Below are 13,968 nucleotides of genomic sequence, written 5' to 3' on the forward strand. Positions count from 1 at the left end.
ATCCTTATACTCAGCTGGACACTAGAGTTGAAGGGAACCACCATGACGTTGCAGAACACGCCCCCGACGGGAAACATAGATGAATTGGTCGCCTTAACGAAAACCTACTTCGATGCCGCCTACGCGATGGACGCCGACAAGTTCGCGACCATCTTCAACCCCGCGGCCTTGGTCACCAGGCGTGGCGATGGCAACAGCGTGGTGGTTACGCCTGTTGCCGCCTGGCTTGATGCGGTCCGGAGCCTGACCTCACCGCAGGATGCCGGCAGTGCGCGCGCCGACCAGATCCTCTCAATCGCCATTAACAGTGACATGGCGCTGCTCAAGCTCCGCCTGCGGATCCCGCCCCGCGAGGTGACCGACCTGCTGTCGTGCTTTTACCTCAACGGGCGCTGGCAGATCGTCMAGAAGGTGTTCGCAGCCGAGATCCTGGCCTGAAAGGGGCTGATCATTGCGATCTCCTCACATCACGGCAATCTCGGAGCCAGGAACGGAACGCTGTTCGTCATCACGATGGCGACCAGCAGGCAGACGACGAACAGCGGAAGATTGATCCCGGCTTCAAGGATGATCTCGTGCAGGGCGTAGCCGATGAGAATGGCAACATTTGTTACCAACAATGTGCGCAACAGGCTGATGTGCTACTGGTTTCGAAGCACACCGACGAGAGCCTTTCCGTCGGTGAAATAGGGATCGCCGCCTCCGTTGCGACCGTCTTTGGTCGCTCCGATGCCATCGATCTCATAGCTCGACAAAAGTTGTCCGGCCTTGAGAAGATCGCTGATGACAAGGTCTCGCTCTGCGTCGACATCAGGGCCGATATGATGCGTGATTTGACCGGTATCGTGGCTGAAGCCGACGCCCCGATCAAAACTTGCCGAGCCTAGCCAGTGCGGGCGGTCATTCGGGCCGGTTTGTTCGGTCAGCCAGAAACGAACATGGTTGCGTTCGTCGGCGCTTTTGCCCACGGGCTTTTCGAATGCCAGATCCTGTTTTCTGCCCTCAAAAAGCAGCGGGCTGACCGGCGCATCAAGATCAGGCCGATCAAGCACCACGCTCAGCCCGATATCGATCGACGTGCGCAAGGTAATCTTATCGGCGGGATCCCATCCGGCAGCCGCAAACGCCCGGATGACCTCTTCCTTCGAACCGACAAGACCGACATTGATCGGGTCGCCGGGAATACCCTGCTCGGTGGTCGTGACCATGTTGCCAACTTTGGCAACGCGGTCAGCATCGTGAAAAATCCAGATTTCGGGAATGACGAAATAGGCAAGCAGCAAATATGTGAACAGCAGCGCAGCCACAGCGTTCGTCGCCATGCRGATTTTCGTGCGATGACGCATTGGAAATCCCCCCAGATTGCCAGGGAGGATCATACGCCGAACATGCGGCGGCGACATTCATAATTTGCAGTTGGCTTCGGCAGCAATTGCCACCGACCGCTTCGCGCCGATATTGTTGAAAAACTACGCTCGGTGTTATCGTGGTTGCTCGCAAGGGGAGCGAGCGATGCTGATGCTTCGAATAATCTTTCTGATTGGTGTCATATCGTCGATCATCGTAATTGGAGGTGGATACCTCACTTTGTTCCCACCTCTTCCATTGCTGCCAGAGATCGCAAGGGGGCTACCCGACACATTTTCCGACGCTGAGAGGGAGTTTCAAAGAAGAGTTGCCGTCAAGTTTTCGGGGGCTTCCGCTCAAACAGAGCTTGTGGCGTCCCTGGAAAAGGAAGGCTTCACGGTCGATCCTGCAGGTCGACAAGCTGTGTTTGAAAAGGCGGGGTTTCCTTGCAATCAGAGTTGGCGGATTTTCTGGAAAGTTGACGGTGGGTCAGTGTCTGACCTGAAAGCCGACTATAGTGGAATTTGCCTTTAGACTAGTTCATGCCAGAACCCGGTTATGCGCCAACCATTGCCCATCAGGTGACCAACGTCCGCTGCGGGGCCTGTAACGGTCGTTGGTGAGAGATTCAAGTTTAGTCCCGTCCGGGTGCCGGGGTAGACGGTCAGCAGGGAGGGTTTACTTTGTTCGTCGCTCGCCAAGCCAAGGACTTTTCTACGCGAACGATATCAATCCTCGACGCTTTGCCTTTCTCAAGTATCAGCACGGCTGGTGTTTCACCCTCTGAACAAACTCTTCGAAGAGCCTTGAGAACGGGGCCATTTATTAGCAGATAATGACCTAGATCAACGCAGTTAGGTTTGCCTATGTCAATCAGATTGCCGTTGGAATCACACCTCTCTGTGTAGTGGAAATTTTGTGCTGCAACTGAAAGCCGATTAACGGCAGCGGTCGCGCTAAACATGTTCCAGAAGAAATATGTGATAAGAACGATACAACCGACGAGTACGCTGACTCTGTAAAGGCCAAGAGCAAGACTAGGGTTGTCTTCATCATCCTGCATTGTGTGCCTGGAGTGCCCCCCATTTCGCCGGACAGATCAGCTATTGAGACAATGCTTTGATGAACTCCCTTGGGGAGGCCATTTTCAGCGCTGAGTGTGGGTGGATTTCATTATAGTCTTCGATCCATCCGTCGATCTTCCGGAGGGCTGTTGCGGCGTCCGGAATGGGTGAGATGCGTATGTAGTCCCGCTTCAGGGTTTTGACGAAAGCCTCCGACATGCCGTTGGACTGAGGGCTGGCCACGGGTGTGAAGCATGGGATCAGGTTGAGGACTTGGGCAAACAGCCTAGTCTCCCGCGCGGTGTATGCACTGCCGTTATCAGATAGATGTTCTATCGCATGCGGGGCGCTGGTTGCGCCGAAGCGCTTTTCGACGGCCTCCAACATCATGTCTCGAATGTCGGAGCCCGATATCCCGGCATTGGCGACGGCTGCCCATGAGATAATTTCCCGGTCAAACGCATCGATGATGAACGCGAGACGGACCACCTCGCCATTCCAGCAGGTGAACTCAAKGCCGTCCGAGCACCAGCGGAGGTTAGACCGCATCACCATGACCTTGCCGTCGTGCACACGGCCTACTCGCACCGCCGTGTGTTTCTCAAGGATCATAGCGTGATTGGCCATAATGCGATGAACCCGTTTGCGATTGATGACGGGCAGATCGGCAGCTCGCCGCYGCCTGTTGAGAAGGGCAGCAATCCGCCGATAGCCGTAGGTCGGCCGAGCATCCACGAGCTTGCGAATAGCAGGCAGCAGCTCGGCATCGTCTGCCTTCAGATACCGCCCACGCGGCTTGGACTTGCCTTTGCGTCGCGCGGCGAGATTGGACCGCGATACGCCCAGGACGTCAGCCACGGTCTTCATCGGGAACTGTCCTTCGGCAACAAGATCGGCCGCGATATCGGTTTTTTTGAGTGGGCTTTGGAAAGAGCTTCGCGGAGAATCTCGTTCTCCAACGTCTTACGCCCGAGGATGCGCTCAAGCTCGCGCACTCGATCTTCCAGCTTCTTCACCTCCGAATTGCCGATCACTGGCTCGTCAGAATCCACGGCCACCGCACCTCCCTCGCTCAGAAGCCTACGCCAGCGATACAGGAGATTTGGCGCAACTCCATGCCGCCGAGCCGCAGAGGAGACGGTCTCCCCGGCGGCATAGCTTTCCTCGATGATCTGCAGTTTGCGTTCCGTTGTCCAGCGTCGCCGCCGGACGTCACCGATCATCAAGTCAACCTGTCGAAACTCGTTAGACATAAGCTTATCCTCAAGCCTGTGCTTGAGCCTTCCTGCTTATGCTGAGTGTCCGGTCGAAAATGGGGGCAGTTCAGCTTCAAAAATATTCGTCTTAAAGTCTAAGAGGATAGCATGGCGCTAAAATCGCTCAAACGAGCGCCGGGGCTAAAACGCTACACTGATCTGGCGGCGGCAATACACGTGCTGCAAACGAGGTCGCTGACGCTTTTAGACCCCGAGAAGTGGGACGATGGTAACGATCGGGCTGCGCTGGCGGAATATAAGAAGAGGAAAGAACTAAAAACGCTGCTGGCTTTATGTTTTGCCGACTGCAATGAGACGTATCATCATTGGAAGGTGTTCGCATCCGGCGTGTTGGGGTGTGCATTGAGTTCAAAAGGGATGTCCTATTATCCTCACTCGACGGCGTTCCCGATGTCCAACATAGATCGGTGGATTACAGGTCTCTCAATATCCTCAGACGCGAGTCATGGGATGTAAATGATCTGCCCTTCATTAAAAGGGCTCCTTACAAACCAGAGAGTGAATACCGCCTTATATACTGTTCTAATGAGGTCGAGACTAAAGCTATCAGCATCGCAATAGGAATTGATTGGATCGATAGTATCAAACTTAGCCCTTGGATGCCAAAGGCGCTGCATGAGCCAGTGAGGACCGCGTTGCGGGGAATCAAAGGGTGCTCGAAAATTTCCATTCAAAGCACGTCGCTAATCGACAGTGATACCTGGAAGCGCAGCATCGAGCAGGCAACCTGACAGAGATGCATTTCGAGACACGATCGGAAAATTCAAAATTCCAGAACCTGGTGTCAAAATTCCGGTTTTTCGCGTCCGGCTACACTTGGCAAGTTCCTGCTCGGTGACGATGGCACCCTGTCGAATTCGGCGAGACGCGACTGGAGAATAGAATCCGGTAGCCCAATTTGCAGCCCGGATCGTCTGGCTGATATGGGAAATCTCCCTAAATCATTAAGAATAAATGGTGGGCCCGGAGGGCCTGCCGAATTCCAAGAAAATCAGCAGCTTAACCCCGTGTGGGACGAAGACCCCATTTTATAAAAATCAAAGGCTTAGTAAAGCCGCCGTCCCACTTTTTCCGGCCGTTTCCGGCACTTCTTTCCCGGTCGTATTGCGACCAGGGAGGCGCGCATGAGCGGGGTGCGGCCATTTCGGGACGTGAAGCTGCAATGGCTTCAGCAATTGAGCTGCGACAAGGATTTGAGCGACAGCGCGCGATCCGTGGCGCTCTATATCATCACCACGCATTTGAACGGCCACACCGAAAAGGCGTGGCCGTCCTATCAAACGATTGCCGACGCGACCGGCAAGAGCGTCAAGACCATTCAGCGCGCCGTCCGTGAACTTGAGGTCAAAGGATGGTTCGAGATCCAGCGCGGAAATGGCGTCGGGCACAACACAGAATATCGTCCCTCAGCGGCATCGATTTTACGCGCATCGGAGGCCCGCGAAAAGACGGACAAAGTTGTCACCCTTTACCCTGACAAAGGCGGTCAAAACCGTCCGGAAAGGCGGTCAGATCTGTCCAGCGAAGGGGGACAAATATGTCCACCAAACTTAGAGAAAGAAAAAATATATAAACCTAACCCGCGCGAGGGCGCCCCGCCGCGCGTCGAGACGCGGCGAGCCGTCCCGCTCGTTTTCGTAGCCGAAACCAAAGCGGACCAGGTCGAGCAATGGCGCACCTGGTTGCGACGTCACGGCTTTCCTTCGATCGACGCCTTGGGCATGCGAACAGTAAAAACCGGAAAGCCCGGCTATGCCTTGCCCAGCTATTGGCCACCGGACGAGACGAGCCCGAGTGCGCTGGATTGGATCGCTTTCTTCAGCCGCCGCCGTGACCACATTGCCACCGAAACTGCCCGACAAACCGACCTTCGGAGGGCGTCATGACGGACGGCGATTTGAAGGGAGCAAGGCGACCCCTGTCATACGGCGAGCCTTCTGACAGGGAGCCTTGTGAGGGGAGGCAGGCCTCCCCTTCAAACCCCACCAATAGCACGCGGCGATCGCCCAAAGGCGACCTCAATGCCGTCGTGGTTTTCCGCTGCACGGCATCGGAAAAGCAGGCGCTGACCGCACGTGCGGCGCGGGCCGGTCTGCCCTTCGCCACGCTGATGCGGGAAGCGCTTGGCCTCACCGAGGCGCGCCGCCGCCGTCCGGTCCCCAAGGTGGACCCGGAACTGGTGCGCGCCGTCGCGCGGATCGGCGGCAACCTCAACCAGATCGCCCGATGGCTGAACACGGCCCAGGCTCAGGGCCAGTTATCCGCGATCGACGCAATCTCGGTTGCCGCCCGCCTGGTCGCGATAGAGCGGGCGCTTTCGGACACACTTGAGCAGTTCACGGCCCAGGATGGCGCGCCGTGCTGATCAAGTTCTTCCGAAACGGCCAGGGCGGCGGATCGGGACCGGTTGACTATCTGGTCGAGCGCGACGTCGTCGCTTACGACCAGAACCGCAACGCGATCCGCGACGAGCGCGGCGAAATCATGCTGTTTGCCCGCGAGCCCCTGCCGGAAGTGCTGCGCGGCGATGCAGACCGCATGCGCGCGCTGATCGACGCCTGCCCGTACCAGTGGACCTATCGCGCCGGCGTCATCGCCTTCACGGCGGAGGACGCGCCGAACTCTGCCCAGCAACGGCAGGTGATGGACGCCTTCGAGAGCCTTGCCTTTGCCGGCCTCGAAGCCGACCAGCGCGATATGCTCTGGGTCCGCCACACCCACGAGGCCCGCGTCGAGCTGCATTTTGTGACGCCGCGCATGGAGCTTGCGAGCGGGCGCAGCCTCAATATCGCGCCGCCCGGCTACCAGAAGCACTACGACGCCCTTCGCGATGTTCTGAACAAGGAACACGGCTGGAACGATCCGATGGCGCCGGAACGCGCGCGAGAGACCGTCAGCCTCATCGAGAGCGTCAGGCGCGGTGATGCGCGCGAACTGATCCACGACTGGATCGTCCAACGCATCGAGACCGGCCAAATCCATGACCGTCCGAGCATGACCGAGGCCTTGACGACGGCGGGTTTCGATCTGCCGCGCGCCGGCAAAAATTACATCACCGTCCGCGATCCGGAGACGGACGAGCGCTGGCGCCTGAAAGGAGACCTGTTTCGTGAAGACTGGACCCGAGAGAATACCCTTGAGCGAGCGCTTGAAAGATCGGCTGGCGAGCCCAGCCGTTCCGGAAGCCGGCTCGACGCCATCGCCCTCGACGAGCTTCGAAACCGATTGGAGCGAAGCCTTGAAGCGCGCACAAGCTACAATCGAGACCGATATCCGCAGCTTCACGGACGCGAACCGCCAGCACTTGAGCGAGGCACTGGCGACGACCGAGGCGGACGTGAACCGGCTCCGGTCGATGGTGCAGCCATTCTTCCTGACCATGGGCGCGGTGGCATTGCTGATCGTCCTGTTGAGCTTCACCGCGAGCTGGTTTTGGGCGGGGCTGATGATCGACCGAGCCCAGAGCGCCAGCCTCTGGCAAATGGGCTTGCAGATCAACCAGACCAGCAGCGGCAAAGTCCTGACCTGGGACGTCAACCGCCTTCAGCTGATCACCTGCCAGGCCGGGACCGCCAAAACGCCATGCCTGAAGATCGCCCAGGGAGATTAACCGATGACCACACCCGCCAGACCACCGATGCCCGAGACCCTGTCGCCGCTAGAGCGCGAATTGCTGGGTTACGTCGAGACGTTGATGAACACCTTGAGCAGCGGAACCGCGCAATTCGAGGCGCTGGAGAAACGCTCGACCGACATAATCGAAAACCGGCAAGCGGCTTTGGAAGGATCGCTGAAATCGCTCATCGCGTCACAGGCTACCTTCATGAACGCCTGGCTCRCCTCCGGCAATCATTCCAGCGGCACGGCCTCGACCGAGCTGGCGGAAGCGTTCGCCCTGCTGGAGCAAGCCGAAGCGATGCTGGAGGCGGTCGCGCCGCAGACGTGACAGGCCGACCGACCGCGCCCGGTCGCGGTCGCAACTGATCCTCATTTCCTTCTGGAGTTTCGATTCATGAATTTGATCATTCAGCCCTATCGTTATGCCCTTTCCATTGCCGTCGTGGCGGCCGGTTTCCTGCTGATGGAAACAGTGCCGTTGTTCTGGCCACCCATCTACCAAAATTCCCGCGCCGCGATCCTGGTCATGTTTTGCGGGTTTGCGCTGCTGACCTTGGCGGGAGACACCCAGGGCCGCATCCGCAGCGCGTCGGGCTTAGCTGTGGGGGCTGCCCTCCTTGCCGCGTCTGCTCTCGCCCTTACCGACCCCACCATTGCGGCAGGCGTTCTGCTCGACAGCTTCAAAGCTTGGCGAAATGCCGGCTATTCCGGAATCGAGAGCATCCGAGGCATGGCATCGACCTGGGATCGTTTCACAGAGGCGCAAAAGCTTGGCGTGCAAACCAGCCTCGCCATCGGCCTGCCTGTGCCGCTGTTCCTCATTATGCGAGCGATCTCGATTGCCGCCCCCGCTTCGTCAAGCCGCATTTCAAAACAAGGCCCATGGCGTGCCCGGTGGATGAACCGGAGCGAGCTGCGGCAGCTCCGCCACAACGACGCGGGCTTGCCACTCGGTCTTTCCGGCAGGGCAATGCTGCGCTACCGCCCCAACCCGAAGACCGGATGGCGCGCCGGCCATCATGTCGCCATCGCCGGCACGCGCGCCGGGAAAGGCGTGTCCGTCGTCATTCCAGCCATCATCGACCATGACGGGCCGGTCGCTGTCCTCGACATCAAGGGCGAGAACTTCGCAGTTGCCCGCCGATATCGGCAGTCGCTCGGCCGTCAGGTCGTGGTTCTCAATCCCTTCGGCGTCATCGAGCCGTCGAAGGATCGTTTCAACCCACTCGACTACATCCGGCAAGCGCACCTCGTCCGCGACATCGAGGTCATTGCCGAAGGCCTTGTTCGACCGGAAGGCGGAAACGGCTCGCACTTTGCCGAAATGGCGAAATCCATGATTGCCGCTGTGATTGAGGTCGTCATGATCAGGCACGAAGAAGCCGATCGCAACCTGATCACCGTCATGGACCTGCTGTTTTCCGCCGGCTTTGAAAAGACACTGACGGAATGGGCCGGAGCGCCGGAGACCTTCGGCACCCGCCCGGCCGCCGCCGCTGCGACCTTCCTTGCAGCCGGCGAGAACGAGCGCGGGGCAATCAAGACGACGATCAAGAAGGCCTTCGATTGGGCGCGTTCCGACGAACTGCGCAGTTTCCTCAGCACCTCCACATGCTCACTCGAAAACCTGTTCGAGGGTCGCGCCGACCTCTTTCTGGTCGTGCCGCTCGACCAGGTGGACGCCCAGGCCGTCTTTCTCCGGTTGCTCACGAACATCATTCTCGGCATGGCCGTGCGCCTTGAGGGTGCCAAGAAGCCGAAAAGGAATGTGTTGCTGGTCTTGGACGAGTTTGTCCGTCTCGGCCGGATGGAAAAGCTGATCAACATCGCCAACGTCGCCGCCGGCTGCGGCATCGAGGCGCTGTTCATTACCCAGGACAAGGGCCAGATCGAAAGCGTCTACGGCAAGGGCGACACCGCCAGCATTCTCGGCTCGTGCGTCACCACCCGCATTTTCGGTCTCGGCCGCGCCGAATTCGAAACCGCCAACTGGGCCGCGAACGCGCTTGGCGATCAGACGGTGTTGACCCGAACGAAGCAATCCGCCGCGAAGTTCGGTGAGAGCCGCAAGACCTCAACCGCCGAGCAGCGCCAGAAGCTGATGACGGCAGATCAGATTTTGGAGATGAAAACGGGCAAGATGCTACTGCTGGCGGGGTCGAAGCCGCTAGCGTTGGTTGACGCGATCGTATCGCACCGGCATCCCGCATATCGGGGCAAGCTGGATCGGAATCCGATGGTCGCGTGACTACAGGCGCTCAACCGCGGAATGGTTGCCGCGAGCCCATTCAGATAAACCTATTGTTGAGATTGGTGGGGTAACTCTGTCCGTTGGCGGAACGGGACATTAATTGGGGAGAGGTATGAACATACGAGAGAAATTTAATTGTGTAATTTCTGCATTGAGAAAAACCTATTTTCCAGCATTGATTGTTGTTCTTTTTGCAACTGGTGCAGCTGCCACGTTATACGTGTTTTATAATGCGTACTTGGATCCAGATAACACTATAAAGAATGGACCATGGGGAGATTATGTCGGCGGTACTTTAAATCCGATACTTACATTTTTGTCTTTCTTTGGTGTTCTGGTCTCCATTTATCTTCAGCGTCTTGATCTTTCGCTCTCTCGGAGGGAGCTTGAGCGATCAGCCGACGCGCTGGAAAAACAAATTGAATCTATTGAAGCGCAGAACTTTGAGTCTGCTTTTTTTCAGATGCTCAATACGCACAGCGCAATTGTGAACGCCATAGATCTTCAAGATAAAGAAAGCGGCATCGAAACCCGTGGGCGTGACTGTTTTCGTGTTTTCTACACCAGATTTAACAAAATTTTCCGAGAAAACCTTTCCAAGGCAAAAAATAAACACTCAAGTGAAGACGTAATAAAATTATCATATTTCAATTTCTGGAAAGAACACCAGCTTGAGTTAGGTCATTACTACCGATTTCTATACAACGTTTTCAGATTCATGGATGAAAATAAATCATCAAAACCATATCATGCAAAATTACTCAGAGCTCAACTATCCGATCAGGAGCTATTATTGCTATTTTACAATTGCATTTCCGAAAACGGACGGAACTTTGTGTTGTACGCGGAAAAATACGCCATTTTTGACAATTTGCCTACCGTACGCCTCTTGGATGCCTCACATTCGGCCATGCTTAATTCGGCGGCATTCGGAAACAACCCGATGCACAACGCTAAGTCCATTAGGAGTTCGTTCACAAAGTCATAAGAGGAACGGATGGAGCCGCGCAGTCCGCTAGCGGGTGACGCGCCCCTCCCAATTTCCCGCTCGGGAATTAATCTACCGCGGATTGCGCTCCACTCTGGTTTATTCCCGATCGGGAAATTTCCCTCGACAAAGCGGCTGACATCCTGCTATTTTCCCGATCGGGAAATAAAAATGCCAACAAAAGTTAGAAGTCCAGCCGACATCGGCGCCCTGGTCCGCAGTACACGCAAGGAGCAAAACTTGCGACAGGACGAGCTTGCCGGCGTTTCGGGCGTCGGCCTCCGGTTCATTGTCGATCTCGAAGCCGGCAAGCCAACAGCACAGATCGGAAAAGTCTTGCAGGTTCTGCAAACGCTCGGCTGTTCGATCGATATTTTGGCTCCCGGGGAACGCAGAAAATGACGGTAAGAGTTCTCAATGTTTGGTGGGATGGTCGCATTGTCGGGCAATTCACCCAAGATCGGCACGGTGATATCGGCTTTGCCTACGCCGGAACTTGGCTTGATGACGAAAAGGCGCTTCCGCTGTCTGCCTCCCTCCCAAAGCGTCCGGAGCGTTTCTCTCGCCGTGAGTGCCGTCCATTTTTCGGCGGCCTGTTGCCCGAGGAAAGCCAACGTCTTGTTGCGGCGCAGGCATTGGGGGTTTCACCTGCCAACGACTTCGCTCTTCTTGATCGCCTGGGCGGCGACGTAGCAGGCGCGCTTCAACTTTTGCCTGAAGACCAGGAACCGATCAGCGCGCGACTGCTTTCGGATCAACAAACGATACCGCTGGATGAGGCCGGAATCGTTCGTATACTAGACGCACTTCCGACGCGGCCGTTATTGGCGGGCCAGGAAGGGCTGAGGCTGTCGCTCGCCGGTGCGCAATCCAAAGTGCCGCTTGTTCTGATCGACGGCCAACTCGCCCTTCCAGTTCCCGGCCAAGCAACAACGCACATTCTGAAACCGCCAATCGCGCGCTTCCCAGGAACGACTGAAAACGAAGCCTTCGTGATGAAACTCGCTGCAGCGATCGGCCTCGATGTCGCACCGGTTGAAGCAAGGTCCGCGAATGGGCGCCCATTTCTCCTGGTCGAGCGTTATGATCGTTTTCGTGACGCCGATGGTGTGGTTCGCCGCATTCACCAGGAGGACTTCTGCCAAGCACTTGGTGTGCCGCCTGAAACGAAGTATGCCAGCGAGGGCGGGCCGACTTTTAAGAATTGTTTCGAGTTGCTACGGCGGGTATCCCAGCGGCCGGGCACGGACATAGCAAAGCTAATGGACGCTGCAATCTTCAATCTCATTGTCGGAAATGCGGACGCCCACGGCAAGAACTTCTCAATTCTATATGACGACCAGGGGCCGAGAATGGCTCCGTTGTACGACCTGCTTTCCACGGTGACCTATCCAGATCTGTCACCGAAAATGGCCATGCGGATCGGCAAACGCGCCACCCTCACTGAGATGGATGTTGACGGATGGCAGGCATTTTCCAAGGATGCCGGTGTTGGCATGCCTCTGATACGCCGCCGTGTGAAGGAGCTTTGCGACGGCGTCAGAGAATTTTCCAGGCGCCTTGCCACGAGTGTTTCTGAGGCATCTACCGATTCCGGAACACTCGACCGGCTCGCCGATTTGGTGGTTGAAAGGGCAAAACTGGCCTCGTTGTCCATTTAACAAAAAACGCGCGCATCAAGAGTTTGTCCACTCTCAGTTGAGGGCGTATGCGTCTAATCTCTTACGTTTAATGGAAATGATTTCCAATCTCTGGTAATCAGTAGTCAATTCGGGCGAGGATATGACTATGGTCGATGAAATCCTGACTCTTCCAGAGGTTGCTGATTTGCTAAAAGTAGCGGAAAAGACGGTGTACACTATGGTGAAACGCCGTGACATTCCCGCATTCAAAGTAGGTGGCCAATGGAGGTTCCAACGTACAGATTTACTCTCCTGGATTGAGCAACAAAAAAAGAAGCAAATTTAACTCAAAGAAGCATACCCGCGAGATTCTTTTGTTGCAAAATGTATGGGGGAAACGTGCAGGGACATTTTAGCGGAATTCGAGACAATCATTCACGCGGCAGCGTGGCTGATTTTCTGAACCTCAGAATAACTGAGGGGAGCAAGCTCTCGATCGTGTCGGCTTACTTTACAATACACGCATATGAGGCTTTGAGTGCACGGCTAGAGGGAATTGAAAGCCTACAGTTTTTGTTCGGCGAACCACGGTTTGTTGCATCCCTCGACCCTGAAAAAACTGAGAGAAAGCACTTCTCCATCGACGACGATGGCCTGGAACTTGTCAATCGCCTTGCCCAGCGTAAGGTTGCGTTCGACTGCGCAAACTGGCTAAGAGAAAAGGTGCAAATTCGGTCCGTTGTTGATGCAAATTTCTTGCACGGAAAGATGTATCACATTGACGACGGGCGCCGCGAGCACGCCCTGCTCGGCAGCTCCAATTTCACGCGACGTGGGTTGGGCCTTTCAAAATCGCCCAACCTAGAGCTGAATCTTGTCGTTGATAGCGATCGAGACCGCACCGATTTGAAGGCATGGTTCGATACGATTTGGGAAAATGAAGACCTTGTATCGGACGTTAAAGACGAGGTTTTGCGCTACCTCGAACAGCTTTATGTCAACCACGCACCTGAGTTCATATATTTCAAGACACTCTATCATGTCTTCGAGCGCTTTATTTCAGGCCAGGACGCAGATGCTGCGCTGTTCGAGCAAACTGCAATCATAGACACTGAAATATGGAAGGCTCTTTTTGATTTTCAAAAAGATGGAGTTAAGGGAGCAATCCACAAGATTAACGCGCATAATGGCTGCATTCTCGCAGATAGCGTGGGTCTAGGGAAAACCTACTCKGCGCTGGCTGTAATCAAGTATTTCGAACTTCGGAATCATAGAGTTCTGGTCCTCTGCCCGAAAAAATTGCGCGACAACTGGACCGTTTTCTTGGCGCAAAACAACAGTGAGCTGAACCCTTTTTTGAAGGACCGTTTCAGTTACACGGTCCTTTCGCACACTGACCTTTCGCGTGAATCCGGAAGGGTTGACGGAGTCGATCTATCTTCGATCAACTGGAGCAATTTCGATTTGGTCGTGATCGACGAGTCTCATAACTTCAGAAACAATACAAAAGGTAGGCGTGACGAAGACGGAAACATTATCCGCAAGAGCCGATACGAACGGCTGATGGACGATGTCATTCGGAAAGGCGTTAAGACAAAGGTTCTCTTGCTATCGGCGACGCCAGTGAACAACGATCTGGGCGATCTTCGCAATCAAATCTATTTTGTTACAGAAGGCCGTGACGCCGCGTTTGCTCCGGATTTGGCCATCAACAGTATCAAAGATACGCTTTCAATCGCTCAGAAGACATTCATGGAATGGGCGCGTCGGAGCGGAGAACGAGAAGCGCGAGATCTTATGG

General features: G+C 55.8%; 15 protein-coding genes and 1 pseudogene. 12 read left to right on the plus strand and 4 right to left on the minus strand.

All coding sequences use genetic code 11. The annotated features are described in order from the left end of the window. Positions 1–42 precede the first annotated feature (42 nt). On the plus strand, positions 43–438 hold the full coding sequence (locus AC1D35_RS26665; protein ID WP_477940908.1) for a nuclear transport factor 2 family protein: 396 nt from the start codon (positions 43–45) through the stop codon (positions 436–438). Positions 439–470: 32 nt separating this feature from the next. Here AC1D35_RS26665 and AC1D35_RS26670 read toward each other — a convergent pair. The 3 genes and pseudogenes from AC1D35_RS26670 to AC1D35_RS26680 all read right to left on the minus strand — a co-directional run. Continuing rightward, a pseudogene (locus AC1D35_RS26670) lies at positions 471–641 on the minus strand (sodium/glutamate symporter); the annotation flags it as partial. Next, positions 642–1,322 (minus strand): LssY C-terminal domain-containing protein, encoded by a 681-nt coding sequence (locus AC1D35_RS26675; RefSeq protein WP_477852192.1) that lies wholly within the window; start codon positions 1,320–1,322, stop codon positions 642–644. A 1,128-nt stretch (positions 1,323–2,450) separates the two neighbouring features. After that, positions 2,451–3,664, minus strand: a protein-coding gene (locus AC1D35_RS26680; RefSeq protein WP_477940910.1) for an IS3 family transposase whose coding sequence is annotated in 2 segments (ribosomal slippage) — positions 2,451–3,328 and positions 3,328–3,664 — 1,215 coding nt in all. Because the reading frame shifts where the segments join, the coding sequence is not laid out codon by codon here. Positions 3,665–3,775: 111 nt separating this feature from the next. Between AC1D35_RS26680 and AC1D35_RS26685 the strand changes: the two genes are divergently transcribed. The 3 genes from AC1D35_RS26685 to AC1D35_RS26695 all read left to right on the plus strand — a co-directional run bounded on the left by AC1D35_RS26685 (position 3,776) and on the right by AC1D35_RS26695 (position 6,053). Next, positions 3,776–4,144 (plus strand): hypothetical protein, encoded by a 369-nt coding sequence (locus AC1D35_RS26685; protein WP_162748440.1) that lies wholly within the window; start codon positions 3,776–3,778, stop codon positions 4,142–4,144. Between the two features lie 668 nt (positions 4,145–4,812). Then, the gene (locus AC1D35_RS26690; RefSeq protein ID WP_130821741.1) at positions 4,813–5,574 is read left to right on the plus strand and encodes a helix-turn-helix domain-containing protein; all 762 of its coding nucleotides are present in this window, start codon (positions 4,813–4,815) and stop codon (positions 5,572–5,574) included. Continuing rightward, the gene (locus AC1D35_RS26695) at positions 5,571–6,053 is read left to right on the plus strand and encodes a MobC family plasmid mobilization relaxosome protein (protein ID WP_477940913.1); all 483 of its coding nucleotides are present in this window, start codon (positions 5,571–5,573) and stop codon (positions 6,051–6,053) included. Before AC1D35_RS26690 ends, AC1D35_RS26695 begins: the two co-directional genes overlap by 4 nt. Here the strand turns inward: AC1D35_RS26695 and AC1D35_RS26700 are convergent. Next, positions 5,936–6,973 (minus strand): hypothetical protein, encoded by a 1,038-nt coding sequence (locus tag AC1D35_RS26700; RefSeq protein WP_477940915.1) that lies wholly within the window; start codon positions 6,971–6,973, stop codon positions 5,936–5,938. The two genes, AC1D35_RS26695 and AC1D35_RS26700, sit on opposite strands and share 118 nt — an antisense overlap. A 19-nt stretch (positions 6,974–6,992) precedes the next feature. Here AC1D35_RS26700 and AC1D35_RS26705 point away from each other — a divergent pair, with 19 nt between their 5' ends. The 8 genes from AC1D35_RS26705 to AC1D35_RS26740 all read left to right on the plus strand — a co-directional run. Then, positions 6,993–7,298 (plus strand): hypothetical protein, encoded by a 306-nt coding sequence (locus AC1D35_RS26705; protein ID WP_477940916.1) that lies wholly within the window; start codon positions 6,993–6,995, stop codon positions 7,296–7,298. Between the two features lie 3 nt (positions 7,299–7,301). Beyond that, on the plus strand, positions 7,302–7,634 hold the full coding sequence (locus tag AC1D35_RS26710; protein ID WP_477940918.1) for a hypothetical protein: 333 nt from the start codon (positions 7,302–7,304) through the stop codon (positions 7,632–7,634). Positions 7,635–7,700: 66 nt separating this feature from the next. Continuing rightward, on the plus strand, positions 7,701–9,554 hold the full coding sequence (locus tag AC1D35_RS26715; RefSeq protein WP_477940919.1) for a type IV secretory system conjugative DNA transfer family protein: 1,854 nt from the start codon (positions 7,701–7,703) through the stop codon (positions 9,552–9,554). A 115-nt stretch (positions 9,555–9,669) separates the two neighbouring features. Beyond that, complete coding sequence (locus AC1D35_RS26720) at positions 9,670–10,545, plus strand: putative phage abortive infection protein (protein WP_477940921.1); 876 nt, start codon at positions 9,670–9,672, stop codon at positions 10,543–10,545. Positions 10,546–10,716: 171 nt separating this feature from the next. Then, positions 10,717–10,947 (plus strand): helix-turn-helix transcriptional regulator, encoded by a 231-nt coding sequence (locus AC1D35_RS26725; RefSeq protein ID WP_477940929.1) that lies wholly within the window; start codon positions 10,717–10,719, stop codon positions 10,945–10,947. Then, positions 10,944–12,206 carry a HipA domain-containing protein gene (locus tag AC1D35_RS26730; protein WP_477940923.1) on the plus strand — a complete coding sequence of 421 codons (1,263 nt, stop codon included), beginning with the start codon at positions 10,944–10,946 and terminating at the stop codon, positions 12,204–12,206. The genes AC1D35_RS26725 and AC1D35_RS26730 overlap by 4 nt, the downstream gene beginning before the upstream one ends. A 127-nt stretch (positions 12,207–12,333) precedes the next feature. Next, positions 12,334–12,513: a helix-turn-helix domain-containing protein gene (locus AC1D35_RS26735; RefSeq protein WP_477940925.1), complete on the plus strand. Its 180-nt coding sequence runs from the start codon at positions 12,334–12,336 to the stop codon at positions 12,511–12,513. A 101-nt stretch (positions 12,514–12,614) separates the two neighbouring features. Beyond that, positions 12,615–13,968, plus strand: a 1,354-nt coding sequence (locus tag AC1D35_RS26740; protein ID WP_477940927.1) for an SNF2-related protein, incomplete at its 3' end; no start/stop codon positions are given.

This window comes from Rhizobium sp. P1_E6, assembly GCF_056405875.1.

What these genes read in the sequence shown, in the direction of transcription:
- AC1D35_RS26675 (WP_477852192.1), bottom strand. Translation starts at nt 1,322, where the DNA reads ATGGCGACGAACGCTGTGGCTGCGCTGCTGTTCACATATTTGCTGCTT.
- AC1D35_RS26685 (WP_162748440.1), top strand. Translation starts at nt 3,776, where the DNA reads ATGGCGCTAAAATCGCTCAAACGAGCGCCGGGGCTAAAACGCTACACT.
- AC1D35_RS26690 (WP_130821741.1), top strand. Translation starts at nt 4,813, where the DNA reads ATGAGCGGGGTGCGGCCATTTCGGGACGTGAAGCTGCAATGGCTTCAG.
- AC1D35_RS26695 (WP_477940913.1), top strand. Translation starts at nt 5,571, where the DNA reads ATGACGGACGGCGATTTGAAGGGAGCAAGGCGACCCCTGTCATACGGC.
- AC1D35_RS26715 (WP_477940919.1), top strand. Translation starts at nt 7,701, where the DNA reads ATGAATTTGATCATTCAGCCCTATCGTTATGCCCTTTCCATTGCCGTC.
- AC1D35_RS26720 (WP_477940921.1), top strand. Translation starts at nt 9,670, where the DNA reads ATGAACATACGAGAGAAATTTAATTGTGTAATTTCTGCATTGAGAAAA.
- AC1D35_RS26725 (WP_477940929.1), top strand. Translation starts at nt 10,717, where the DNA reads ATGCCAACAAAAGTTAGAAGTCCAGCCGACATCGGCGCCCTGGTCCGC.
- AC1D35_RS26730 (WP_477940923.1), top strand. Translation starts at nt 10,944, where the DNA reads ATGACGGTAAGAGTTCTCAATGTTTGGTGGGATGGTCGCATTGTCGGG.
- AC1D35_RS26735 (WP_477940925.1), top strand. Translation starts at nt 12,334, where the DNA reads ATGGTCGATGAAATCCTGACTCTTCCAGAGGTTGCTGATTTGCTAAAA.